Annotated in this window: 28 protein-coding genes; 20 read left to right on the top strand and 8 right to left on the bottom strand. The window is 48.6% G+C overall.

The window, feature by feature from the left end; all coding sequences use genetic code 11:
• The first annotated feature begins 35 nt into the window (after positions 1 to 35).
• From MKY75_RS19730 to MKY75_RS19670, 13 genes are all read left to right on the top strand, one after another.
• The gene (locus MKY75_RS19730; protein ID WP_013311765.1) at positions 36 to 323 is read left to right on the top strand and encodes a hypothetical protein; all 288 of its coding nucleotides are present in this window, start codon (positions 36 to 38) and stop codon (positions 321 to 323) included.
• A gap of 29 nt (positions 324 to 352) precedes the next feature.
• Entirely contained in the window at positions 353 to 685 is a 333-nt protein-coding gene (locus MKY75_RS19725) for a hypothetical protein (RefSeq protein ID WP_029518277.1), read from the top strand.
• Positions 685 to 1,035, top strand: a complete 351-nt coding sequence (locus tag MKY75_RS19720; protein WP_039272663.1) for a hypothetical protein — start codon at positions 685 to 687, stop codon at positions 1,033 to 1,035. Before MKY75_RS19725 ends, MKY75_RS19720 begins: the two co-directional genes overlap by 1 nt.
• Entirely contained in the window at positions 983 to 1,342 is a 360-nt protein-coding gene (locus tag MKY75_RS19715; protein WP_069012644.1) for a hypothetical protein, read from the top strand. The genes MKY75_RS19720 and MKY75_RS19715 overlap by 53 nt, the downstream gene beginning before the upstream one ends.
• 182 nt (positions 1,343 to 1,524) lie before the next feature.
• Positions 1,525 to 2,616: a CgeB family protein gene (locus MKY75_RS19710; RefSeq protein WP_029518280.1), complete on the top strand. Its 1,092-nt coding sequence runs from the start codon at positions 1,525 to 1,527 to the stop codon at positions 2,614 to 2,616.
• Between the two features lie 33 nt (positions 2,617 to 2,649).
• Positions 2,650 to 3,783, top strand: a complete 1,134-nt coding sequence (locus MKY75_RS19705; protein WP_029518281.1) for a CgeB family protein — start codon at positions 2,650 to 2,652, stop codon at positions 3,781 to 3,783.
• 60 nt (positions 3,784 to 3,843) lie between these two features.
• Positions 3,844 to 5,505: a glycosyltransferase gene (locus MKY75_RS19700; protein WP_069012645.1), complete on the top strand. Its 1,662-nt coding sequence runs from the start codon at positions 3,844 to 3,846 to the stop codon at positions 5,503 to 5,505.
• A gap of 121 nt (positions 5,506 to 5,626) precedes the next feature.
• Entirely contained in the window at positions 5,627 to 6,718 is a 1,092-nt protein-coding gene (gene wecB / locus MKY75_RS19695) for a non-hydrolyzing UDP-N-acetylglucosamine 2-epimerase (protein WP_069012646.1), read from the top strand.
• A complete protein-coding gene (locus MKY75_RS19690; RefSeq protein ID WP_029518284.1) occupies positions 6,711 to 7,697 on the top strand; it encodes a polysaccharide biosynthesis protein in 987 nt (328 codons plus the stop codon). The genes wecB and MKY75_RS19690 overlap by 8 nt, the downstream gene beginning before the upstream one ends.
• Positions 7,694 to 8,548 (top strand): dTDP-4-dehydrorhamnose reductase family protein, encoded by an 855-nt coding sequence (locus tag MKY75_RS19685; RefSeq protein WP_069012647.1) that lies wholly within the window; start codon positions 7,694 to 7,696, stop codon positions 8,546 to 8,548. The genes MKY75_RS19690 and MKY75_RS19685 overlap by 4 nt, the downstream gene beginning before the upstream one ends.
• Positions 8,509 to 9,507, top strand: a complete 999-nt coding sequence (locus tag MKY75_RS19680) for an NAD-dependent epimerase/dehydratase family protein (RefSeq protein WP_029518286.1) — start codon at positions 8,509 to 8,511, stop codon at positions 9,505 to 9,507. The genes MKY75_RS19685 and MKY75_RS19680 overlap by 40 nt, the downstream gene beginning before the upstream one ends.
• Entirely contained in the window at positions 9,504 to 10,220 is a 717-nt protein-coding gene (locus MKY75_RS19675; protein WP_029518287.1) for a glycosyltransferase, read from the top strand. The genes MKY75_RS19680 and MKY75_RS19675 overlap by 4 nt, the downstream gene beginning before the upstream one ends.
• Before the next feature lie 28 nt (positions 10,221 to 10,248).
• Entirely contained in the window at positions 10,249 to 11,448 is a 1,200-nt protein-coding gene (locus tag MKY75_RS19670) for a glycosyltransferase (RefSeq protein ID WP_069012648.1), read from the top strand.
• Here the strand turns inward: MKY75_RS19670 and MKY75_RS19665 are convergent.
• The gene (locus tag MKY75_RS19665) at positions 11,445 to 11,801 is read right to left on the bottom strand and encodes a hypothetical protein (protein ID WP_239645229.1); all 357 of its coding nucleotides are present in this window, start codon (positions 11,799 to 11,801) and stop codon (positions 11,445 to 11,447) included. The two genes, MKY75_RS19670 and MKY75_RS19665, sit on opposite strands and share 4 nt — an antisense overlap.
• A 196-nt stretch (positions 11,802 to 11,997) precedes the next feature.
• Here MKY75_RS19665 and MKY75_RS19660 point away from each other — a divergent pair, with 196 nt between their 5' ends.
• Genes MKY75_RS19660 through MKY75_RS19645 form a run of 4 tightly spaced genes read left to right on the top strand, consistent with a single transcriptional unit; the run spans position 11,998 to position 15,924 of the window.
• Positions 11,998 to 13,239, top strand: coding sequence for a sialidase family protein (locus MKY75_RS19660; protein WP_069012649.1), 1,242 nt, complete (start codon positions 11,998 to 12,000; stop codon positions 13,237 to 13,239).
• Positions 13,239 to 14,465 carry a sialidase family protein gene (locus MKY75_RS19655; RefSeq protein ID WP_069012650.1) on the top strand — a complete coding sequence of 409 codons (1,227 nt, stop codon included), beginning with the start codon at positions 13,239 to 13,241 and terminating at the stop codon, positions 14,463 to 14,465. The genes MKY75_RS19660 and MKY75_RS19655 overlap by 1 nt, the downstream gene beginning before the upstream one ends.
• 33 nt (positions 14,466 to 14,498) lie before the next feature.
• Positions 14,499 to 15,719 (top strand): glycosyltransferase family 4 protein, encoded by a 1,221-nt coding sequence (locus MKY75_RS19650; protein ID WP_340886306.1) that lies wholly within the window; start codon positions 14,499 to 14,501, stop codon positions 15,717 to 15,719.
• Between the two features lie 31 nt (positions 15,720 to 15,750).
• The gene (locus MKY75_RS19645; protein ID WP_165148594.1) at positions 15,751 to 15,924 is read left to right on the top strand and encodes a hypothetical protein; all 174 of its coding nucleotides are present in this window, start codon (positions 15,751 to 15,753) and stop codon (positions 15,922 to 15,924) included.
• A gap of 65 nt (positions 15,925 to 15,989) precedes the next feature.
• Here MKY75_RS19645 and MKY75_RS19640 read toward each other — a convergent pair whose 3' ends face one another.
• On the bottom strand, positions 15,990 to 16,412 hold the full coding sequence (locus MKY75_RS19640) for a hypothetical protein (RefSeq protein ID WP_029518293.1): 423 nt from the start codon (positions 16,410 to 16,412) through the stop codon (positions 15,990 to 15,992).
• A 25-nt stretch (positions 16,413 to 16,437) separates the two neighbouring features.
• Entirely contained in the window at positions 16,438 to 16,785 is a 348-nt protein-coding gene (locus MKY75_RS19635) for a hypothetical protein (protein WP_029518294.1), read from the bottom strand.
• Positions 16,786 to 17,030: 245 nt separating this feature from the next.
• Between MKY75_RS19635 and MKY75_RS19630 the strand changes: the two genes are divergently transcribed.
• The 3 genes from MKY75_RS19630 (at position 17,031) to MKY75_RS19620 (ending at position 19,361) form a co-directional block, all read left to right on the top strand.
• Positions 17,031 to 17,678: a DUF1796 family putative cysteine peptidase gene (locus MKY75_RS19630; protein ID WP_029518295.1), complete on the top strand. Its 648-nt coding sequence runs from the start codon at positions 17,031 to 17,033 to the stop codon at positions 17,676 to 17,678.
• Positions 17,671 to 18,297: a DUF1796 family putative cysteine peptidase gene (locus MKY75_RS19625; protein WP_340886304.1), complete on the top strand. Its 627-nt coding sequence runs from the start codon at positions 17,671 to 17,673 to the stop codon at positions 18,295 to 18,297. Before MKY75_RS19630 ends, MKY75_RS19625 begins: the two co-directional genes overlap by 8 nt.
• Positions 18,298 to 18,428: 131 nt before the next feature.
• Positions 18,429 to 19,361, top strand: coding sequence for an NAD-dependent epimerase/dehydratase family protein (locus MKY75_RS19620; protein WP_209949729.1), 933 nt, complete (start codon positions 18,429 to 18,431; stop codon positions 19,359 to 19,361).
• Between the two features lie 66 nt (positions 19,362 to 19,427).
• On the opposite strand, the gene MKY75_RS19615 is transcribed toward MKY75_RS19620, so the two are convergent.
• From MKY75_RS19615 to MKY75_RS19595, 5 genes are all read right to left on the bottom strand, one after another.
• Positions 19,428 to 19,754, bottom strand: a complete 327-nt coding sequence (locus tag MKY75_RS19615) for a PTS sugar transporter subunit IIB (protein WP_029518298.1) — start codon at positions 19,752 to 19,754, stop codon at positions 19,428 to 19,430.
• Between the two features lie 29 nt (positions 19,755 to 19,783).
• Positions 19,784 to 21,220: a glycoside hydrolase family 1 protein gene (locus MKY75_RS19610; RefSeq protein WP_340886302.1), complete on the bottom strand. Its 1,437-nt coding sequence runs from the start codon at positions 21,218 to 21,220 to the stop codon at positions 19,784 to 19,786.
• A gap of 70 nt (positions 21,221 to 21,290) precedes the next feature.
• The gene (locus tag MKY75_RS19605; protein ID WP_318628026.1) at positions 21,291 to 22,586 is read right to left on the bottom strand and encodes a PTS sugar transporter subunit IIC; all 1,296 of its coding nucleotides are present in this window, start codon (positions 22,584 to 22,586) and stop codon (positions 21,291 to 21,293) included.
• 18 nt (positions 22,587 to 22,604) lie between these two features.
• Complete coding sequence (locus tag MKY75_RS19600; protein ID WP_029518301.1) at positions 22,605 to 22,973, bottom strand: PTS lactose/cellobiose transporter subunit IIA; 369 nt, start codon at positions 22,971 to 22,973, stop codon at positions 22,605 to 22,607.
• A 123-nt stretch (positions 22,974 to 23,096) separates the two neighbouring features.
• Positions 23,097 to 25,022 (bottom strand): BglG family transcription antiterminator, encoded by a 1,926-nt coding sequence (locus MKY75_RS19595; RefSeq protein ID WP_340886301.1) that lies wholly within the window; start codon positions 25,020 to 25,022, stop codon positions 23,097 to 23,099.
• Positions 25,023 to 25,180: the final 158 nt, after the last annotated feature.

Raw genomic sequence — 25,180 nt, 5'->3', positions numbered from 1 at the left:
CGTTCCGCACGGCGGAGCACATAAAGGAGGGGCTTATGCATAACGAGTTAGATGATTTGCTGATCCACATTTCGCACTCGCAGCAGCAGATGTCAAGGTTGTTGGATGCGGAACGGCAGGTGGTTGTGCGCATGGCGCAGATCATACATGAACTGCCAGATGAGGAGCCGCGTTTTGACGGAATTCCGGGCATTCTCGACAGCTCGGGACAAGTAAACAAAAGCATTGTGGCCTATCTGAACGGCATTGCCGATCTTCAGGAAGCAATGGCTGAAATGCTCGTTCGTGTCGTGAAGGAAACGGCATACCCGGAAGAGGAGTAACGTAACAACCGAGGGCAGGGAGTGAACACATGAGTAGGGAACAAGCAATGATTCACATGCTGGACGCAGCCTCCAAAATGCAGCGGAATGTGTCTATGATCCTGGAGGCCAAGGCGGTCGAAGCAGAAAAAGTGCGTAATTGGGCGCTGAACCATCTGGCGCCCCACGCCTTTGACACCGATGAAGAACAGCTGGGGCGACCTTTGGAGATTCACGAGCAAATGGTGGAAATGCTGGAGGGATTAACGCGGCTTCAGACTGGTCTTTGCAGCAATCTCAAAGCATTGCTGGATCAGGATGAGCAGCAGGGTGGCGGCATGGAAGGGATGATGGGAGGCATGGGCTCGGGGGATATGAACTAATGAGCATGAGGCGTGAACGTGAGATCAAGCTGGATATAATGGAGTCTATTGCTGCCAGCCAGCACGCCGTTGCCCGGATGCTGACCAGTCTTGCGGACTTGACGCCCCATGCGGATATGTCGGCTACCCGTCTGGAAGAAACCATTCGTATACTCAGCAACTACCAGGGCGAAATCACGCAAATGTTGGCGGGTATTCCATTAAGACGACAGGTATATGGAAAACCGACGAAACCGTGGCTCCATGTGCCTGTTCAGAAAAATGAAACCACCACGAGAAAGCAAAGGAGGAATGAAAATGAGCACAAGGTGGGAACGCGCCACTCGGGAAAAAGCCCGCAAAAGACGTAAAGATGCCCGGCGTTCCAGCATTCGCAGATTAAAACGGAGAAGAAGACGTCTGCTTGCTCTAAGACGCCGTAAAAGAGGACATCATTCTGCACGTAGAAGACATCCTCTTTTGCGGCGGCGAAAAAAACCTCAAGCTAACCCGGTGGCAGTCCCTTCTGCGGAGAATCCACAGCCCGGGACTGTTGCATTGGAGCATGATCCGCAGGCATTTCAGCAGGGGTATGATGCAGCTTACAACGAGGGTTTCAATTCAGGCTTTGCCAAAGGTTATGAAGATGGACACCAGGTCGCTTACCAGGCTCAGTAAACTATGCAGAACATCCATGACAGCTAACCCCCCGAAGCTACACAGCTTCGGGGTTATTTGCGGTTCGGCAGTTGGACGGGCAAACGCCAATTTTGTCCGGGCAGTGGCAGTCGTCCATGATGCGTTTGACCCCTCCGCATATAGTTTAGGAGTGACAGAAGTTTATCCTACAACAGGACAGGGTGAAGGATGTGAACGATCAACAAAGCGGAAATGAACGCGAAGCGTACCGATGCGGCTATCGGGAAGGACGCAGAATGGGCGGTTGCACGGCTGCTCTGTCACAGGTCGTGGCCATACAGCCTGCTGTTCGTCATTTGAAAGTGTTGTATATTCCGCAAGGTTTCGCAGCTATAGACACAGGTGTGCAAGAAGCATTAGGCCAAATATGCAGCTCATGCGCCATCGGTACGCCTGCTACGATGCTAGCTGACGCCGAGGCTCAACGTCCAGACCTCGTGCTGGTCATGAACGGGCTGCATGTTTTTCCGGCGGATCATCTGGAGCAGGTACAGCAAATACGAGCCCTAGGCATTCGGACGGCCATATGGTTTGTAGATGATCCTTACTTTACGGAGGATACGGCGTTGATCTGTCAATCCTACGATGTCGTATTTACGCACGAAATTTCTTGCCTGCCGTTTTATCGCGATCAGGGAGTAACGAGGGTTCACTATTTGCCGCTGGCTGCGTCAGCTCGTATCTTTTATCCTCGGCGGGTAGAGCGGGAGCATCAGCATGATATTTGTTTCATTGGAAATGCCTTCTGGAACCGTGTGAAGCTATTCGACCACCTAGCTCCCTTCTTGGCGGACAAAAGAGTGCTGATCGTAGGTGGGCACTGGGATCGGCTGACCCGGCGGGATGTGCTGGAACGCTTTATCCGTCCGGGCTTTATGGAGCCGGAAGAGACCGCTCAATATTATAACGGCTCCAAAATTGTCATCAATATGCACCGCCCGACAGACCCCGGACTGGATAATCGGAATACACACCAGCTTTCAGCGGAGTCCATCAATCCTCGGACATATGAAATTTCTGCTTGTGGCACGCTTCAAATGACGGATGTTCGGAAGGATTTGAGCCGTTATTACCGACCAGGCTATGACATTGAAACTTTCTCTGGAGCAGATGAATTGAAAGTGAAGCTGGATTACTATCTCAAGCATGATTGGGAACGCGAACGCATGGCCTGGCGCGCATTGTACACGACTATGCAAAAGCATATGTACTCCAATCGCATGGAAGAACTGCTGGACAAGGCGATGGCCTAAAGTAAACACCATAAACAGTGAGGAGTGAAAGTGATGACGATATCTACGACAGGACCGTATGACCCGGCTGTTCACCAGACGGCGGCAGCCTCCTGGGAAAAGGGGAGAACTGCGGGATTGCATGACGGATACGACGAAGGATATCTGCGCGGCCGTGCTAACGCAATTGTTGCGCGGATGAAAGCAGTTTTCCCTTTTCGACAGATCCATGTACTGTATGTCGTCTCAGGCAAAGGCCTTCCGTATTCTCCGCTGGATGAGGCGGTCATTACCACATTGCAGAGCATGACGGCTCAGGTTACCGTAACAGACCCACGTCAGCCGGTAGGAGATATTGCCGCTCAGCTCCGTCCGAATCTGATGCTGGCACTGGATGGAATGGATCTTCCGTTGGAGCAGGTTACTGCGGTACGCCAGTTGGGCATCCCCACCGCCATCTGGCTAACGGACGATCCATATTACACCGACACGACGACCAAAATCGTTACGAATTATGATTATGTGTTCACGTTAGAAATGAACTGCATGGAGCTGTACCGTCAGTTGGGTTGCACGTCTGTGCACTATTTGCCCTTTGGAGCATTTCTGACTCACTATTTCCCCCTCAGCTCGCCCGCTTCGGTACGACGTGAGATTGGGTTTACAGGCTCAGCCTACTGGAACCGCATCTATTTCTTTAATCCGATTATGCCGCAGCTCATGGCTCGTAACATTAAAATCAACGGAATCTGGTGGGATCGTCTCCCAGATTATCAGTCGTATGGCGACAAAATTGAGCTGGGTCGCTGGATGTCTCCGGGCGAGACCAATGATTCGTACAACGGCAGCAAAATCGTAATTAATCTTCATCGTTCCCATCAGGATGATTCGGTGAACAACAACTCACTGAAAATTCCGGGGGCTTCGCCCAATCCGCGTACGTTTGAAATTTCTGCCAGTGGCACGTTGCAACTGACAGATACAAGAGATGATCTGGCTCGTTTTTATAAGCCAGGGGAAGAGATAGAGACCTACAGCTCTCAGCAGGAACTGCTGGAGAAGGTTGAGTTTTATTTGACGCATGAAAAGGAGCGTCGTGAGATTGCTCTGCGTGCTCTGGAACGAACCCTGCGGGAGCACACGTATGGTCACCGGATTGACCAACTGTTGTCGGTCATATTTCCATAAGGTGATTCACACGTCCGGTGGTTGCTATTTTAAAGGAGGTGAACTCCGATCAAGCCGAAAATGATGTTATTCAGCCATGTTAGCAACGTCCGCAGTATTACGGGGGCAGAGAAGCTGCTATTGCAATTTTGTCTAGATATGCGTACGTACTTCGATTGTATTCTCGTAACGCCTGGTGAAGGGCGGCTGACCTCAATGGCCCGCAAGCGCGGAATCACCGTTCTGACACAGAATCTGTTCATGCTGCATGGCATGTATACCCCATATGAGGGATTGGCGCAGGATGCGGAGAATTTGCGGACCCATGTGGCGTATGCACCGTTGTTCCAGATGCTTCGGCATGCTCGACCTGATGTGGTGCTGGTCAATACCTGTGTGAACGTCATGCCTGCAATGGCTGCCCATGAGCTTAATATTCCGGTGATCTGGAAAATTACCGAAGTCATTAACCAGAATGCGCATACGCCAGTTTCTGTTTCTATCATTGAGCGCTATAGCCAATGGGTCATCGGCATTTCTCAAGCTGTAATGCGTCCTTTGCATGGTGGGGGACTGACACGTCCGCATACGGTGTTGTCTCCCTGCCGGGATATGGATATGCCGTCTCCCAGAGAGCATGTGCTGGAACGGAAAAGGAAACGTGAAAAACTGGGGCTGCGGGATTTTCATATTTGCATTGGTTATATTTCTTCCTTTATCTACGAAGCCAAAGGGCTGTTACCTTTTGTCCAAATGGCTCTAAAGCTGTGCGAAACCAATTCGCGGTGTCGTTTCTGGATCATCGGCAGCTCGGTGGACTCGGAATATTACGTAAAATGTGTCTCTTTAATCCGCCAATCTCGTTATAGCCACCGCTTCCAGTTCAATTCATTCGAGGAATCCGTGTCAACGGCCTATAGCGCAATGGATATTGTTGTGATCCCAAGTATGGTGGAAGAAGGCTTTGGTCTGACCGCCCTGGAAGGGCTAGTTTACGGTAAGCCCGTAGTAGCCTTTGCGCAGGGTGGACTTGTGGAATTGATGGAGGCTACCGGAAATACAGATTTTTTGGTAGAGCCGGGCAACAGCGACATGCTGGCGCAAAAAGTGGGCTATCTGCTCGATCATCCCGAGGAAGTGGAACGGATTGGTGTCCGTAACAACAGTGCAGCTACACGTGTATACGGACCTGATTCCTACCGAAGCAGTATGCACCTCATGGTCAGTCAATGGGTATGTCATCATCCGCATTGGTTCCCGTTGATTCAGCAGCCGGGTGGACCTGTATGGACGAGGGAAGGCGAAGGGCTGCGTCAGGTCACCGCTATACCGGAGGGTTATACCAGCACGATTCGAGAATTTCCTGAATCGGTGGTGTGTCAGCTGCCTGTGCTGGGTCTGCCGCCAATCGAATATGCAGCCATTCAGGGCTTGCCACAACCAGCACCCCCTTTACCTGAGTCACCACCCGAATTGCCCCGCGGCAAGCGTAGTATTCGGGCGAGATGGCCAAAGGGCCGCAAGCGTACCAGACTTCGGAATCGCAGGTATAAGAGAAGCGGCGGCAAGAGTCGCCTTAAGAAAATTCACGGGTTCCCGTTGTCGAAGGGACTTTATCCGAAAACCAAGTCCAGACAGAAGCTCAAGCGGAAAATCAAGCACCGGTCACGGCGACACAACGCGCACAAACCGAAGCGAGTCACACTCAAGGCTGGACAGCATACAAAACAACGGTCCGGGTGAACCTACGCCGGACCTTTGAGATGAACGTTAAGCTGGAGCACAGCCAGTCTGCTGGATGGCTATCCTTCATTGAACGCGACAATTCAATGAAACAACGACAGCAAAGGTGGGTTCCAAAACCATGAAAATATTGACCGTGCTCGGCACAAGACCGGAGATTATACGGCTCAGCCTGATCATTCCGAAGCTAGACCGCCATGCAGATGAACATGTGCTTGTGCATACGGGCCAAAATTACACCGAAAGCCTGAGCGGGCAGTTCTTTCGCGAACTGGGACTGCGTGCCCCGGATTATGTACTTCAGGAGAAAGCGGGGACACTGGGCAAACAGTTGTCCGCCATGTACTCGCAGATGGAGGATATTTTAAACAAGGAACGCCCCGATCATGTGCTATTGCTCGGTGATACGAACAGCGCTCTATGTGCCTTACTTGCGGAACGTATGGGTTATCCGGTCGTGCATATGGAGGCGGGGAACCGCTGTTATGATCTGGATGTGCCGGAGGAGAAGAACCGGCGTGTCATTGATGCGATATCTACCATTAATATGCCTTATACGGAGCAAAGCAAGCAGCACCTACTACGCGAAGGCTTCCCAAGCCAACGAATCATACTGACTGGAAATCCGATCTACGAAGTAATGCAGCACTATGAGAAAGAAGTAACTGGTAGTGGGATTTTGAAAAAATTGGGACTGTCGCCGGGAGAATATTTCCTGGTCACTGCCCACAGAGCCGAAAATGTCGACCATCCACCGCATTTGCTGGCTATTTTAGATGGTCTTAACCGGGTAGCCCAGCAGTTCGGGCAGCGGGTCATTTGCAGTATTCATCCCCGGACTGCCGCCCGGATCGCAAGCCATCCGCCGATCCAGCTTGATCCGCTTGTGGAATTTCACGAACCGTTCGGTTTTTTTGACTTCGTTCTGCTGGAGCGGCATGCCCGCTGCGCTTTGACAGACAGTGGTACCGTACAGGAAGAATGCTGTGTCATGGGGGTGCCGACGGTTACGATGCGCCGGACGACTGAACGGCCGGAAACGGTAGATTGCGGCAGCAATATCGTGTCCGGCCTTAATGGCGAGGTTATAGCAAACGCGGTAGCCATAATGACCGGGATGACCCATAAGTGGCAATGTCCCGCAGGCTATCTGGTGGAAGATGTGTCGGATAAGGTAGTTAAATTTCTGCTTGGAGGGAAACGGCATGTTTGAAAACCAACGTATCTTGGTTACCGGCGGTACCGGCTCCTGGGGGCATGAGCTGGTTGCCCAGTTACTGCCGCGTAACCCCAAAGAGGTCATTATCTTTTCACGCGGAGAATCCAGTCAGGTTGCCATGAACAGGCAGTTTGAGGATGAACGACTCAGCTTCTGTATTGGAGATATTCGGGATAAGGATGCGCTGACTACCGCTTGTCAAGGAGTGGACTATGTATTTCATTTGGCAGCGCTCAAGCACGTACCCGTCTGTGAGGATCAGCCCTACGAGGCACTCAAAACCAATGTCGTAGGCACTCAAAACGTAATCGAGGCCGCTGTCGTTAATCAGGTCAAGAAAGTCATTTATATATCGACCGACAAGGCCGCGAATCCGTCCAATTTTTACGGCATGACGAAGGCAATAGGAGAAAAACTGATTGTTTACGCCAATCTGCTGAATAGCGATACACGTTTCGTGACGGTGCGCGGCGGTAATGTTTTGGGCACAAACGGAAGCGTGGTGCATCTGTTCCAAAGCCAGATTCGCCAAAAGGGCAAGGTTTCGATCACAGATATGAACATGACGCGCTTCTTCCTAACCTTGCGTGATGCGATCAGTCTCCTGTTCAAAGCCTCGGTGGAAAGTGTTGGCGGGGAAATTTTTATCATGACCATGCCAACCTGCCGTATTTTGGACTTGGCTGAGGTGCTCATTGAGGATTCAGGTGTGGAAAACGTAGAAATTGTAGAAAAAGGTGTGCGTCCCGGTGAGAAAATTCATGAGATTTTGATGAGCGATTTTGAAAGCCTGACGACGGTAGTCTATGACGAGCAATATTTGGTCATTCTCCCAACGCTGAATATTCCTCAATTAAAGGACCGCTATAATCAGTGCCCTCCCGTGTCATTCAGCAGCTTTAGTTCGGAGTTTAATTTGATGTCGAAAGAGGAGATTCGCAGCATTCTCCAAAGCGGGGGGTTCATCAAATGAAGCTGCTTATTTTGGGTGGTAACGGCATGGCGGGCCATGTTCTGGTGAAGTATTTCCAAAACCAGAGCGGGTATAACGTGTTCTACACCACCCGTGATCCCGAAAATAAAGGTGGTCTGCTGCTGGATGTAAAGGACAGCTTTATGGTGGAGCAGCTGGTACGGAGTGTACGGCCAGACGTTATTATTAACGCGGTAGGTGTACTGAATCAGCATGCCGGGGAGGATCAAATTGCAGCATACCAAATTAATGGGTTGCTGCCACATCTTCTCCGGCGGACAGCGGACAGTATCGGTGCCCGATTGGTTCATATCAGCACGGATTGCGTATTCGAGGGAAATCGGGTACCTGGTTTATATAAGGAGACGGATCAACCCGATGGGACAAGTGCCTATGCTTTGACGAAAATACTCGGAGAAGTAAAGGCCGCAGGGCATCTGACTATCCGTACCTCCATTATCGGGCCGGAAATTCGGCCCAGTGGCATTGGTCTGCTGCACTGGTTCTTGCAGCAGAGCGGAGACGTTAACGGGTATCGCCGGGTCTTTTGGAACGGGGTTACGACGCTGGAATTAGCAAAGGCGATACAGGTGCAGATGAATGAGCCGCTGGACGGACTCATTCATCTGGTTCACCCTGAACCGATCAGCAAGCACGATTTGCTGCTGCTGTTCAAAGATATCTGGAATAGGGAGGATATTCGGATCGTGCCGAAAGATGAGCCGGTGCAGGACCGGACGCTTCGTTCTACCCGGGCCGATCTGCTCTACGATGTTCCTCACTACAGCATCATGCTGAAGGAGCTGCTGGAATGGACGGAAGCACAGCGGAACAACGTCGGCCTGTCATAGTCATTACCGGAGCGGCGGGCTATACCGGGATGCATGCCTGCCGCCATTTTGCAAAGCTCGGCTGGGAGGTAGCGGCGCTGACTCGCACTGCCGCTTCCGTCTCAGAACTGATCTTACTGGCTCGCGATGATGAAAATAACAGCCCAGAGGCGGAGACTCGCAACTGTATTACGCCTTATGTGTGTGACTTGCTCGACAAGAAACGTCTGGGCGAAGTAATTAGACAGATTGCTCCGGATTATGTGCTTCACCTGGGTGGTAAAAATTCCGTCCCTGAATCTTGGGAGAGTCCCCTGCTATACATGGAATCCAATGTACTGTCCACCCTGTATCTGCTCGATGTACTGCGACCTTTCCCCAAAGCCAGAATTGTCGTGGCGGGTTCTCGGCTAAAGACGGCTTTGCAGGCTCCGTATCATCCAACACATCCATACAGCCTTAGCAAAAGCCTTCAAGAGGCAGTCGCGCTCTCGTGGGGCGCGCTGTTCGAACAATCCGTCATGCTGGCAGAGCCTTGCAACTTGATCGGTCCGGGTCCATCTACCGGATTTTGTGCATTACTCGCGGGGTATATCGTTCAGACGGAACGTAGGGAGGGGCAGTCCGCAACTGAAACTGTCCCGTTCCGGGTATCTTCCCGACATGCGCAACGTGATTTTCTCGACGTTCGTGATGCCGTTCGCGCATACGGTGTGCTATTGGAACAGGGTGTGCCAGGCCGAGTGTACTCGGTCTGCACAGGCCGCATTGTGGAACTGGGCAATATCGTGGAACGTATGGTTGCGCTGGCCAAAACATCTATTCCCATACAATGGGGGGATGTGGCAGAGTCAGCATCTACCGAGGCATACCGTGCGAAAGAGCTGGAGGACATGGGCTGGAAGCCGACCATACAGCTGAGGCAATCTCTGGAGGATATGATTCAATACCGCCGAGCCGGAAAGGAAGGAACGATATGAGACCGAAAGTAACGATCGTCATTCCCTTTTATAACTGTGCATATGTGGATCAGGCTTTGCAAAGTGCACTAGAGCAAACTTATGGCCCACTCGAGATTATTGTCGTCGATGACGGCTCCACGGAACATGTTGATATGCTTCAGGCCTATCTTCCTTATATACATTATTTAGGTAAATCCAATGGTGGAACAGCCAGCGCTCTGAATCATGGTATCCGACATGCCAGTGGCGATTATATTGCGTGGCTCAGTTCCGACGATACCTATCATAGGGATAAAATTAACAATCAGGTTTCTTTTATGGTGGAAAACGGTGCGTACATCTCCCATACCAACTTCAATTTCATCAATCAATACAGCCAAGTCACAAGCTACCAGGCAGCCGCCGTGTTTCCGTCTATGACGGAGTTTTACCGTTTTTTTCAACAAGGAAATCCGGTCAATGGATGCACGGTTATGTTTAAAAAGGAGCTGTTTGCACATATCGGTTTGTTTGATGAATTGCTGCCGTACACACATGATCTGGATATGTGGTACCGCGTGATGCTGGCGGGATATCCATTTCCTTTTCTGAACGAGTCCTTGGTTAACTACCGTTGGCATGATGAAATGGGAACCAAAAAATATTGGCCCGCTGTGGAGCGGGAGTACAACATCACCCAAGCACGTTATCGAGATCGCTTCAGTCAGGTATTGAGTGGTTTATCCTCATGAAGCCGAAAGTCTGTCAGGGGGGATTGATATGGTAGATACGGGGATTGTTATGCCACTGTACAAACAGGATATCGGCTATCTGCAAGCTGCAATCTCATCCGTACTAGCCCAGAGCTACAGGGGATTTCGCTTCATCATTGTTATTGACGGAGCGCCGGAAATGGTGGGGCCAGCGCTCTATGCAGCAATGGGAGACCCGCGCGTTCAGTTGGTTACACTCCCTCAGAACCAAGGAGTATCCCACGCCCTAAACCGGGGATTCGATGAGTTGTTTAAAGATCCTGGGATCAAGTATGTGACCTGGGTCTCCAGCGACAATGTTTATAATGCTTCCTTTATTGAACGATTGCGGCAAGAGCTGAAGCAGGGGCCAGACTCACTCGGTCTTGTGTTTTCTACCTTCCGCCAGGTTGACGCATATGGGAACCCGTTGTATGACGAGCAGCATCAACAGGCGTTGATCCGGTACCAAAGTCAGCCACATCACGAATTGCTGAACGCCAGCATTGTTGGGGTTTCATTTATGTACAAAAGCAAATATGCCCTCCAGATTGGCGGCTATCGGCTGCAACCCGTTGAGGATTATGATTACTGGCTGCGGCTGACCGAGACGTGCAATATGAAATTCATCCCGGAGATCCTGATGGATTACCGGGTGAATTCCACATTTAGTGTATCGGCCGGCCTACACAGCCAAAAGGAGCACCGACGCTGGCGGCGCGCATTCCAAATCGCCAAGTATGAGGCGAGAGCACGCCGGGGCATCCCACTTGAAATGACGATTTTAATGCCTGTCACGGATATGGCTCAAGCTGAATCATTGCTGGATAATCTGCTGGAGCAGCACTACAGCAATTGCGTGGTACGGCTGCTGGATTTAACGCCAGAACAGGAAGCTAGCGCTTTCCTGTCGATGATGCTCGACCCTCGGTTAATCGTAACATCACGGCAGCATTATTCGATCCAGGAAGCACTGGTTCAGGCTATTGGTGAAACCACGACTCGCTTTGTTGTATGCTTCGGTGTCAAACCTTATATTGCCGTGACGGATCTACTGTATCTCACGGATTTGTTGCGCCCATTACAGGATACACATGCCTTTTCCTACTATACAGATGACCATTCCACCATCGGCAGCGGACGAGGGGTTCAGTCCGTACCGCCAGAATGGAATTACGTGTATTACACCCACAGATTGCATCAGGCACTGGAACAGGGTGGCTTTTAAATAACAGGGGACAGTGCAGGGATTGTGGTCAGCTCGGACTGGAGAACACGGTGCTCCTGTACAACATTACCAAACTGATCCAGTCCAAAGTTGGAGAGCACGACATTCGCTGGAGCAGCGGAGGCCACGTTGTATTGTACCTCATAGGCAAGAACCCCTTGTATAAAGAAGGTACGGCGGGCAATGGAGTTTGCAGGCAAGTTAACCGATGTCACATACAGTGGTGTCTTGGTATCCGGTACCAGCGAGAAAAAAATTTGGATGGTCACGGTTGCCGCATTTACTGTGTCCTCATTGACCAAGTTCACAACAACATTGGAGCAGGCAGTACCAAAATCTCTAGTGTTCGTCATATAACCGGTTGTAAAAGCCAATCGAATCATCCTCTCAAAAAACAGAATATTGGATAACCCTTGAAGGGATGCTTTTATACTATGAATCTATTGAAAAGAAAGCTTGTATGGTTGTCTCTAGGCTGTGCTGAAAAAAGTACATTTTGATAGAAATACTTCAGGCGTATCTATTTATATAATGAAGGGAATGCTCGCGATGCCTTTGAATTTTCAGGTGACACCCAGCGGCCTGCCCAAATTTGAGCCTAGTGTTGCTGTTAATTTACTGAATCCGAATATTGTTATAGCTGTAGCTGTTGATTTTAGCAGTGGGCCTCCCTTGATTGGACTGTATCGCTCATTGGATGCCGGAGCGAACTGGACGGATACTTTATTGCCGATTCCGCCGGGTTATACAGGAGCCGAGGCAGGAATGGTAGCCTATCTGTTCCCCAATATTTTTATCGTATCCGCGCATGTATTTCCGGGCAATGAAAACGGGGCTGTCGTGATCTACCGTTCTACGGACGATGGAGCCACCTTTGATCCTCCAGTGGTCATTAACCCGGGCTATGGAGATTACATTAATAATGACTGGACTAATATTACGACGGATAATGCGGGGGCAAGTCCCTATCTCGGACACGTCTATGTCACGTATAACCGCCAATATAATGTGGATTTTAATGCTCAATCTGCGGCCTTCTACCAGCGTTCCACCGATGGAGGACTAACTTGGGACCGACCGTTAATGCTCTCCAATATCCAATCCTCAACGGAGCGGCCTGAGCCTGCGGTCGACAAATATGGAAGCGTATATGTCAGTTGGATTCGTACGGGACCGCAAACACCAGCTTTTTTTATCCGACGCTCCTTTGATGGCGGGGCAACCTTCAGCGGGGATATTCTCGTATCCAATATAACGCTTGTGCCCAATCCTTTGCCCGTTCCTGGTTATGACTTTCGGATATTGAATTTCCCCAGCTTGGCCGCGGACTGCTCGGGTGTGCCTTCCACAACAAATACGCTATATGCCGTGTGGCAGGACTTTGGTCAGGGATACAGCAATATTTTGTTGTCCAAATCAAGCGATTTTGGCGGTACCTGGAGTGCTCCGGTCATTGTGACAGACAGCCCGCCCGGCTCGCAAAATTTTTTCCCTGCAATTTCAGTGTCGCCCAAGACGGGACTGGTCGTTGTCGTGTACTATACCAATCGCGTGGACGGCTTTAATCTGGATGTGTTCGCCGCAGAGTCGTCCGATGGAGGTAACACCTTTACGAACAGTCGTCTCACGACGACCTCCTTTAACCCGAATGTCGGTGGAGGCGAATCAGAGCTGATCGGTGATTATATTGATGTCGCCATTGTACCGCCGAACAGCTATATTACCGTCTGGACAGATACGCGCACAGGCAGTTTGACGATATTTGCGGGTGTACCGGGGGGTGGAGCCTGATGCCGAACGTACAGCTTACGCCTAACGGAAGGCTGGCCCAGGAGCCGAGTGTAGCTTTCAACCTGCTCGACGGTACCATTGTGTCTGCGGCTATCGATTTTACGACAGGGCCGCCGTTGACGGCGGTATACCGTTCAGGTAACGGCGGTGCCTCTTTCACACAGCAGATTTTACCGCTACCAGCCGGCTATGTAGGGGCGGAATCCCATAGCGTCAGCTACGGTTTTCCCAACTTGTTTGTCATAGCCTGTCACGTATTTACCGCAGACGGTTTGAGCGGTACCATCGCCACTTATGTGTCGAGAGACAACGGTAATACATTTGATCCGCCTGTGATTGCCCAGCGAGGGTATGGGACATTTGTCAATAATGTTGAGGTCAGCGTGAAATTCGATACTTCTCAGGTCAGCTCCTATACCGGAAATATCTATTTATGTTATACGCATCAGTACAATCCTGACTTTTTCGGCGGATCAGTCATGTTCTTCCAACGTTCGCAGGATGGAGGGATCACATGGGGGACACCCGTGGTGCTCACCGCTGGCTCCAATCAGATTACGCGGGGGGAAATCACTGTGAGCATTACAGGGGTGATTTATGTCGGGTACATTGTCACGAATCCGGTTAACCAATATCAGGTCATTGTGTCCTTCAATGGAGGGACAGCATTTAGTTCCTCGCTACCTGTATCTTCTGTGGTCCCGGTTCCGAGTCCGTTGCCCGTGGCCGGCTTTGGTTTCAATGTGCTGCCGGCAGCTAACATTGCCGTGGATCGCTCTACGAGCCCGAATCAGGGAACACTTTATGCGGTCTGGCAGGATAATCGGGCAGGGTATGCGGATGTGCTGCTTGCCAGGTCGGTGAATGGTGGATTAAGCTGGACTGCGCCGCAATCGGTGACAGGGGCCAGTGCAGGGGCACAGCATTTTTTCCCGGCTATTGATGTTTCGCCTGTGACCGGCGTGATCAAGATCGTATATTATACCAATCAAATAACGACCTCTTTATTAGACGTATTTGTGGCCGAATCAACGGACGGAGGAAGTACATTTACGAACCTCAGAATAACAGACAGCTCCTTTAATCCTAACGGGATTAGTCCGGTTCCAGTCGTTACAATCGGTAATTTTATTGATGTAACGATCGTGCCGAATAATGGGTTTTTTGCGGTCTGGACAGATGCGTTATCGGGTTTCCAGCAAATTTACGGAAGTAATGGGGTGTAGCTCAGCGTACGAGACAGAGGAGGTGAGGCTGTTTTGAAAATTTTGTTGGCTACGTACTGGCCGATTCCTCATTTGGGTGGCGTATGGCCCTTTATGATGCAAATTAAACGGAGACTGGAGCTACTGGGCCACACGGTAGACTTGATGGGAAACGGACCGGATACACCTAAATACCATATTGTTTTTGAAGATAGGGAGCTACTGAAGGATCAACTGCTGCCCCTGCTGGATACGAAGCTGAATGAATCGGCTGTCCCTGTATTACATTTGAATTCATGGGTGCAGACGGTGGAAAAGGATCGATACTGTATGGAGCTGGCAGCGGCGTATTTCGGGGTCGAGCAGTATGATGTGATTCACACGCAAGATGTCATTGCGACGCGTGCGCTAAGTCGGGTCAAACGCAAAGATAGCGCGTTGGTAGCGAATATTCATGGCTCGCTGGCTCGTGAAGTTATGATGGCTTTGGAGCGGGATCATGAGGAGGGTTACCGTGAGACGCTGATGTGGAAGTATTATTGGGCGCTAGAGCACTATGGCGCTCTATCCGCGGATATTACCATTACGTCTACAGAATGGATGAAACAGACGCTTGTGCGTGAGTTCGAAGTGCCTGAGCAGCAGATTGCTACTTTCCAATACGGTTTGGATACCGAGCACTTCTGGAAAGTCCACGCCCGGGGAACGGACATGATACGACCTGAGGGGAAAAAAGTTATCATTTGTCCTTCACGGCTGGTCTATATCAAAGGGCTGCATTATTTAATGAGCGCTCTTGGCTTGCTGAAAGCAAGTCGTACGGATTGGGTTTGCTGGATTGTCGGGGAGGGAGATAAAAGGGAAGAGCTTCAAACACAGGCGAAGGAGCTAGGGCTGGAAGAAGACGTGGTTTTTCTGGGGCATCGTGAAGATGTACCTGCTCTTTTACAACTGGCGGACCTTTTTGTTCATCCAAGCATACAGGACAATCAGCCGTTTTCGGTCATGGAGGCGCAGATTATGGGGCTTCCGGCAGTGGTATCGGATGCGGGTGGACTGCCGGAAATGGTGAAGCATGAACACACCGGACTAGTCTCCCCGGTTGGCGATGTGGAGGCACTGGCAGCTCATTTGCAGCATTTGCTGGCACAGGATGAAGTGCGGATAGTCATGGGAAATCGTGCCAAGGCATGGGGGATCGCGCATTGGTCTCTGGATGTTATGATTGAACGACTCGTGAATATTTATGGGCAAGCGCTGAATCAAGTACGTTGAATACGTTGATTCAATAGTTAGGAGGGAGAGCATGACTTTTCCTGTCGTTGGAGACTTGTACAACCGTATTTTTGAAATCCAGCAGTCACACCCGGATTTGAAGGTTGATTACGCAATATGGAACCGAATTAACACTTCGTTGCCAGAAGATTATACGCTGCCGGACGCTGACATTTTAGAATGTCTGAAGCAATCCGCGCCATGAGAATACAGACCCTATAAAAAGGCAGGTTGGGCTTAAAACTCCCACCTGCCTTTAGTTATTTCAGTTCATTGTCCATCCGGGTTCTCGTCCATCGAATCTACATACACAGAGCCTCGAACCATGAGTGGTCCTGTAACAACAGCACGGCGGTCGGCTGATTGTACGGTCAGGCAGTATACATAAGGCTCTCCCTGTGTTCCCGTTTCCTCATAGATTAACTCGGCAAATCCCTCCTGATAACAGGAATCCTGCAACCAGTCCAGCATAGGTCCCCGCTCATCGTTGCGACGCAATCGAATATCCAGCTCCCCGATATCCCAGTTGAGCAGCGGATTTTCCCATGCCAAAGAGACTTCAATGACAATACGTCCTTCAGCTTCACTTGCAGGAATGATCAATGTAGAGAGCACGCTCTCCTGATCGGTAACCTGAAAAGGCAGTGCATATGTGCCTGGCTCAGCTTTGTTTTGAACTGAATATTTCAACATACCTTCTTCCTCCTCTGCCCGTTCATTAGGGTGTCACGGTAAAATGACTGGCTGTACGCTTAGCGACAACGTTCCCGTTTTCCAAAAATTCAGCCAGGATAAACAGCGTTTCTGGATTGTAAATATTCGTGATCACTCGCAGATAAAACGGATTTTGGGCTGCCTCCATATCCTTGAGTTCTAGCACGGAGTCAGCTTCGGGAGAAGGGCCCAGTCGAAGAAGTTGCCGCCTAAAAACGCCACTGTCATTCCCCATTTCCAGCAACACATCGACGGCCCTCTTTTCACGATTGAAAAAGGTCACATGGCAGCTTTGTATATGGGCGCTGTGGTAAGCGAGATGGTGATCGATGGTTAAAAGAAACACGGACATATGATGATGCCTCCTTGAATTCCGTTAGGTTACCAGCCTTAATATGATATGAAAAATAACCGGGATTGGACTGGATAGTTGTACGCCTCTTTGACAAAAAGCGCATCGGTGTCCAACCCTTTTCGCCGTGCTGTGCATGTAATGTAGAGTGGAACAAACTACGGCCTGAAGTCCCTTTTTCGACTACAGAAGAAGGATAGAGTAGGAACTGAGAGAAGGGTCGTATTAAAAAAGGAGGCACGGCTATGAGACTCGCACAGCTGGCAGGGGAATATGAAGCGGTCTTCAGTCTGGGGCAAAACTGTACACCTGCCATTCAATTGGAAAAGAACCGTTTGCGGCCGTTTGCCGGGGTACTGGATTGGATGATGTCTGACACGCTGTCCGATGTGAACCGCTTGCTTGAAAATCGGTTTGCCGGATTTATGGAATTGCCCAATTTGAGTGTCGTTGGTACGAGCCAACTGAATTATATGGTCAGAGATATCGCTTATAATGTGATCTCGGTACATGATTTTCCGCAGGAGCGCAATACGTCCTCAGATCTGGTGACCTATCCCGAGTTCAAGGAAAAGATAGACCGTCGTATTGAACGTTTTTTTGCAAAAACACAGATGGCGAAGCGCAGCTTGTTCGTCCGTATGCTGGGAACCTATGAAGAAGTAGAGGAACTGGAACGTATTTTGTCAGGCATGGTAGCGAATGAATTTTGTTTGTTGGTAGTGAATTGTTCCGGCGTAACGGAGTTGACGGAGGTGGATTGGCAGCTTCCGCATGTATGCGCGGTGGAAATGCCTTTTGCCGATGTATGGAATTACAAGAGTGATCCGCATTGGCGTACTCTTTTTAAAGGGATGACCTTGTCTTCGGAAAGGGGAGGGCGTCGTGCTTGAGCGGTTGCAGGGGGATTATGATGCTGTATTCAGTCTGGGTGGACATTGCTTGCCTTCCATTCAGCTGGATAAAAACGGACTGCGTCCCTATGCGGGTCCGCTGGACTGGATGATTTCCGGTAACTTGTCACAGATCAGTCGCTTGCTGGACGCCCGTTTTGCCGATTTTATGGATGTTGACAGTCTACGTGTCACGGGACATGATTACGGCGAACATAACTTCATGGTTGAGGATGCAAACTATGAGATTATAGCGGCACACCATTTTCCGGTTAGCCAAAATACATCGGAGCAGCTGACTTCCTACCCTGCATTCAAAACGACGCTTGATCGCCGCATCGCACGTCTACTGGATCAATTCACGCTTGCGTCCCGTCTGCTACTAGTTCGTCTTGGAGGCAATCGGGAGCAAGCGGTGGAACTACATGATGTGTTATTACAGAGGATTACACATGATTTTCGCTTGTTATACGTGGATTATACAGGGACTGATGGTGTGACGGAGTTGGATTGGGGATTGGAGCGGCTGGTTTCAGTGGAGCTGCCGCCTGAGGATATATGGAACGGTCAGGATGGGATGTGGCGTTATATGCTGGAAAATGTGAGACTGCACGTCTGAGGTGCTGAGATTCCACAGGCACATTATAGATTGTCTTCGGACTGTGCGTGTGCCTGCGCCAAGCTATAGGGAGTCGCATAACATGATGCGAAGGGAAGTCATATGCTTCGGTTCAAAAGGAGGGTGAGCTAGTGAAGGCTTTGGTCACCGGGGGAGCTGGATTTATTGGTTCTCAGCTGGTACGTGCGCTTGCTGATTCGGACATCAGAGTACATGTGCTGGATAATCTGACGACCGGAAATATGGCAAATGTGGACCCGCGCGCGGTCATGCATATTGCGGATATTCGCAGCTCTGAAGCTAGGACGTTGCTGATTCGGGAAAGCCCGGATATTGTGTTTCACTTGGCCGCACAGGCTGATGTGCAGCAATCCATCCATCAACCCGATGAGGACGCGGATGTGAACGTGCTGGGGACGATTCATTTATTGCAGGCTTGTCATGAAGCCGGTGTGTCAAAATTCATATTTGCTTCCACATCTGGCGTATACGGAGAGCTGCAAAAGCAATGTATACAGGAAGACGATCCCGTGGAGCCCATTTCAGGCTACGGACTGTCCAAGCTGACCGCAGAATCGTATATTCGACTTTTTTATCGGCTGCACGGTATGAACTACACGATTTTGCGTTATGGAAATGTGTACGGTCCCGGTCAGGCCGCGAAGGGAGAGGGTGGTGTTGTCGCTCTTTTTATGGAGCGGCTGAAAAAAGGAAGCCCCTTGCTCATTCACGGCGATGGGACGCAAACTCGTGACTTTGTGTACGTCAAGGATGTAGTTCGAGCGAATATGGCGGCTATTCATGCAGCGGATCAACGCACAGTACATGTAAGTACGGGACGAACGACGTCCATCAATCGACTGGCCTACGATTTACTGAAGCTGCATGGTTCGTCTGTCCGCCCTGTGTATTCACCAGCGCGAGCTGGAGACATTCACCATAGCTGTCTTAGTAACGCAGTCGCCAGACATTGGCTTCGTTGGGAACCGCTATACGGCATTTCTGCCGGTTTACAGGAAACGTATGTGAGTAGTATGGGCTCAGGCAAAGAAGATATGTCGTGATAAAGAGCGCGCAACTCAAGAAAGAGACTGAGGGAATTCTCAGCCTCTTTTTCATTTGAATAGCAATTAGATGTTCTCGCCAGCCAGCTTAAAGGCTTGATCTAGGATAGCTGCACCGTTCCCTCTACCATAAGCCAACGTGTCAATGACATCTACTGGGATACCATAGGGAGCTGCAATTTCGGTGACTGCCTTTTTACGCATCCGCACTTGAGGTCCGAGCAAAATAGCAATCACGGAATCTGTAATGCCTTCCAGCTCTTCCTTGATGGTGCTTTCGGGGATGGCTTCGATGTTCAGCTCTATGGATCTTGCTGCTGCTTCTTTTTTCATTTTAGAAACCAAAATGGATGTGGACATACCCGCAGCACATGCCAAAATAATTTTTTTCATATTTGAGCGCCTCCAGAATTCATTTTTAACTACTTGTACTCTTCATCCAGATCAGCAATAAATGAGCGTTCTTTGATCGCGGCCTGATACCAGTAGCCGGATTTCTTCAAATGTCGACTTCGATCATTGTCCAGGTTAATTTCTACCAGTCCATAGCGATTTTTAAAAGCATTCATGGGAGAAACGTTGTCTGTAAAGGCCCACAGCATATAACCTGTACAGTTGGAGCCCGCTTCTACAGCTTGTAATGTGTAGTACAAATGCTCTGTTATAAAGTCAATACGATAGTCGTCCTGAATGATGTGTTCCTCATTTTTGAAAGCAGCTTCATTCTCAATACCCATACCATTTTCTGCGACAAACCACTCGATATTGTGATATTCGTTCTTAATGCGCATTCCCATATCGTAAATGATTTTAGGATAAATCTCCCAGCCCCGTGACTTGTTCATTCTTTTACCCGGAAGATCAAAATGCTCATAGTAGTAAGAGGGGTGGAAGGGGGTGTTTTCGTTCCACGCTTTACTCTGCGCTTTGACCCGATGGGGATAATAGAGATTGATTCCGACGTAGTTAACGGTATTTTCCTTAATCACGGCCAGATCTTCCGTTGTAGCTTCAAATGCAATATCATGCTTGCCCATGAGATCGAACAATTCTTGTGGGTATTCGCCTTTGATAAGCGGGTCCAGAAATACTCGATTGTAAAATAAATCATACACATGTGCCGCATACTGGTCATGAGGGGCGCTTGATCGGGCATAAGTGACTTCAGGATTCAGAATAACGCCTATTTTAGCCCCGTGCTGACTATAGTTTTTTGCTTTGAAAAGCTGTACGCACTTTGCGGTAGCCAGCGTTTTGTTATAGTTCCATTGCATCCACTTCCGCGTATTTTGTTCATAGGGATAGCGAAGGGCATCCAGATAGACGCGAGTCTGTACAACAATGGGCTCATTAAACGTAAACCAGTGCTTGACCCGATCGCCGTACCGTTCAAACACTTTTTCCGCATATTTTACAAATAACTCCACTACATGCTTGGAAGACCAGCCCTCATATTTATCCAGCAGATAGGCAGGGACCTCATAGTGTTCCAGACAAATCATCGGCTCGACTCCACTCGCAATCAGCTCATCAATGACCCGGTCCATATAATCCGCATACGTTTCATCCACCACTACATTCTCATAATCCGTTAAGAAGCGGGACCAATTAATAGAAGTCCGATAATGGGTTAAGCCAATCTGCTTCATCAGCGCAATATCTTCGGTATAGCGATTATAAAAGTCGGTTGCAACCGCGGGTCCATATCCATTGTGCCAGACATAGCGGTCATTTTTGTACCATTGGTCCAGGAATGAGTCCTGGCCTTCTTTTTTACCGCTCCATCCCTCTGTCTGCCAGGCGGAAGCCGCTGCACCCATGATGAAATTCGATGGAATTTGTATCGTATGTTTAGCCATGACATGTTTCTCCTTTTCATTGTATAAAGAATGCGTTTTCAATTAATTAGTGTATTTCTATAGTAGCGCATTATTCAGTCGTTCGCTTGTTGGCAATTTTGACGAACGGGAAATAAATGATAATCGCTACCACAATGCAAACGATCTGAGTGACGACGGCTCCAATGCTTCCACCTGTAGACAGGTAGGCATTAATAATAGGCGGAGTAGTCCATGGAACCATGACGACGGCTTTACCTGCAAATCCAAGCAACGTCGAGAAGTAACCAATCGTTCCTGTGATGAGCGGAGTAATAATGAAAGGGATAGCCATCAATGGATTCAACATAATCGGAAGTCCGAAAATGACAGGCTCATTAATATTAAACAGACCTGGGCCGAGCGAAAGCTTTGTTATTTCCTTCATATCTTCACGCTTGGAAGCGATCATAATACAAATCAAGAGGGCCAGCGTAATCCCTGAACCACCAATACTCATGTATACGTCCCAGAAAGGCATCGTAATAATGTTCGGAATGGGCAGTCCTTGCTCATAAGCAGTCATGTTGACAGTAATCGCGCCAAGCAGCAGGGGTTCACGAATGGGCTTTACCATTTGGTTCCCGTGAATACCGATCACCCAGAAGATTTGCGCAACCAGCATCAGCACCAGTATACCTGGCAGTCCCTGTACTACGGTCTCCAGAGGTTTTTGCACCACATTATAGACGGCATCGTACAGGTAGAGTCCCGTAAACTTATGAAAAAAGAATCCAAACATGGAGAAGACAGTCACCGTAATAATGGTAGGAATGAGTGCGGAGAATGAAACGGCCACATTGCTGGGAACACTTTCAGGCATTTTGATTTTTAGCTTGTCGGACTTACCCAGTTTGCTGTATAGCTCGACGGACAGGATGCTTATGAAAATCCCTAAAAACAAGCTCTTGGTATCCGTAAATTGACGGGCTATGACGTCTGTTACTTTTTGCATGTCACCGTTAACCATCAACTCTATCGTGGTTGGTGTCACAGAGATAAAACAGATTAAAGCAAGCAAACCGGGGAAAAGATTTTTCTCACCATTAATTTTTCCTAGCTCCAGACCAATCATGAAAACAGCCAGAATGGTAAGGATATTCAAGCTGGCATAGTTAATGCCTGAGAAAATCGGTTTGTACTCAGCCAGGAATGAGAATGGCCTAAAATGGGCCAAACCATTGACTGGGTCCATGACCATATTGGAAATCAGTACAGCAAAGGCCCCGACAATAATAACGGGCATCAATGTGATAAAAGCTGATTTGATCGCTATAATATATTTAAAATTGTTGATTGCATTTGCTACCGATGTGAGGCCGTCAACCAGTTTGTCTTTGAATGCCATGGGATAGCGTCCCTCCCTCTACGATTTCGGTACGAATTGATCCATGCGTTCATACAGGTCTACAAACTCTGAGGCCATATCGCGAATGGTGAGTGCATTCATCAAATGATCTTGAGCATGTACCATCATGACGGACATCTCTGTTTTTTCACCCGCTGCTTCCTTGCGGATAATTCTGGTTTGAATCTTGTGGGAGGACACCAGTTCTTTTTTTGCTGAGGCTAATTCTTCTTTGGCTTCACGAAATTTCCCCGCCTTTGCAAGCTCAATCGCCTCCATGGCGGAGCTGCGTGCATTCCCTGCGTATAATATAATTTGGAATACAATCTCTGTATCATCCATGTCCTCCATGTTCACGTCGTGTTCTGTAGATTCATCATGATTCACGTGATCCTCTCTCCTTTCAATCATCTCGTTCGTATGGCTATTATAATTTGGAATCGCTTTCAACATAACACACATTATTTCCTCTTCTTAACGGAAATCAATCGTTCTTCATACTCCTTATGTTCAACTATTTTTATGCAACACTTCTATGAATTCTGTATACGTTTTGCAGCGAATAAGCTGCTGAACGAGCTGTTCATTATTTAAAATTTCAAGCAAGATATGATACATAGTCTGTAAATCTTCTGATTTCGTACGCTGTATACAGAGCATACAAATAAACTGTACCGGCTTGCCATCCCAATCGATTGCTTTTTGTAATGTACAGATGGCCCAAAATGTGGAATCTGCGAAAGGTTCCATCGGATGCGGGATCGCGACCAAGTTGCCAAATGAAGTGGGGGAAACGGCTTCACGCTCTATTACCGATTGCAGCAGGGGGCCTTTTACAAGATCTGCTTCGTGTATTTTTTCGGCTATAAATTCAAGCACTTGGAGTTTGTTCTCAAACTTCTGCTGAAGAAAGACCAATTTTTTTCGTACATACTGCACAGCAGGAAGTCTGACCTCAGAAATGGCTTGTTCAATTTTAGTAATATCAGAACTGCCCAAAAATGTATTCACATGGATCATAGGGATAGAAAGCGGTTCTGAAATGGGGATCGTGCTAATGACAAAGTCCAGTGTATCCAACGGCATTTGTTTCAGCTTATAAAGTTCAGTGGTTCCCACGATATCCAACCTGGAACCGAAAACCGATTGAAGCTTATAATACAGCAGCTTAGCACTGCCTAGTCCAGAAGCACATACGATCATACATCTTTTGGGTGCGCCCTCCATTTTCTTTCTTTCCATCGCGACTCCGATATGAATGGCTAAATATCCAATTTCATTTTCCTCGATGTGTATATGAAGCCGCTGCTTGATGACCTCCGCAGCAATGATACCTGCTTCAAAGGCAAGAGGGTAATTGGCTTTGATTTCATCCAGCATAGGATTACGCAAATTCATTCCGTATTGATAACGGTTGATCACTGGTTTGAGGTGAAGGCAAAATGCAATCAGCAATTCTTGATCGTGTTGAATGTTCATCTTCAACTGCTGATCAATTTGGTCTAGTATTTCGATAGTCAGTTCGTAGATATCTTTATCAATGATCTTTTTAATCTCCACTTCATCCATACGTGCACTAACGACGGTCCTTACACCCAACAGGTGAACAGCAATGTACGCAACTTCAACAAGTGGAAAGGAGGGCTTCATGTTTTGTTCCAAGGCGGATACGATCTCAGTCGCCACCCTAAACTCTTTTTGTGCTTCAATTTTTTTCATCTCTTGCGGATAATACGACACATACCTTTCTTCGCGAATGCGCTTACATGCTATAGCAATATGAATGACCAGATTGTTCAGGGCAATGTCCGATAACTGAATATCATGGATCTCAATACGATCCAGAATCACTTCTCTTATGAATTCCATCTCTTCGTTAGAGATCAGAGGAGGGTGGGACATCTGCTGCTCGCCTATTTCATCTGTCCTATTGAATATATAGTCGGAAATGCAATAACGCAGCTTGGCCTCATTCCCTTTGACTCGAATACCATGATAGGGTTTATTCTCCAGAGATAGTCCGTAAGTTGCCAGCAGCTTGCGCAGTTCTTTGAGGTCATTCTGTAAAGTGGATCGACTAACATACAGCATTTCGGCTAAATCATCAAGTTTGACATATGCGTTGGTAAGCAATAGCTTTTTCATTAAAAAACGATTTCTAGCTTCAGAAGAACTCGCTAATGGATAGGGCCCATTATTTTCATCATCCTTTAATTGCTTCAGCAGATGATGAAATGCTTGTTCGTCCCGAATCTCTAGCTTGTAGCCTGTTCCTTTAAGGGGTTTAACTGCTGCTCCATGCTTCGACAACAGCGCACCCAATTCCTTTAAATCCGTTCGTATCGTTCGAGAAGATACCTTCAATGCAATTGCCAAGTGTTCTCCGTTGACCATCTGTTCAGCAACTAATATACGAAGAATATCAAAAATACGCACAACGAGCCCCCTTTCTTAGCTGTTTCTGATGAACAGTATACAACGGTTAGAGCGTAACCAAAAGAAGGGTTGACAACAGCGTGAATCCTAGATGATCTTGACACACTCGCAGATTCGGCGATATAGTAGATACAATAAGTCTTTGATTGAGGTGTAGT

Source organism: Paenibacillus sp. FSL L8-0663, assembly GCF_038008125.1.
In the GTDB taxonomy this organism is placed as follows: domain Bacteria; phylum Bacillota; class Bacilli; order Paenibacillales; family Paenibacillaceae; genus Paenibacillus; species Paenibacillus polymyxa_D.
The sequence above is the reverse complement of the archived record's forward strand: the minus strand, read 5'-3'. Positions and strand labels throughout refer to the sequence as shown.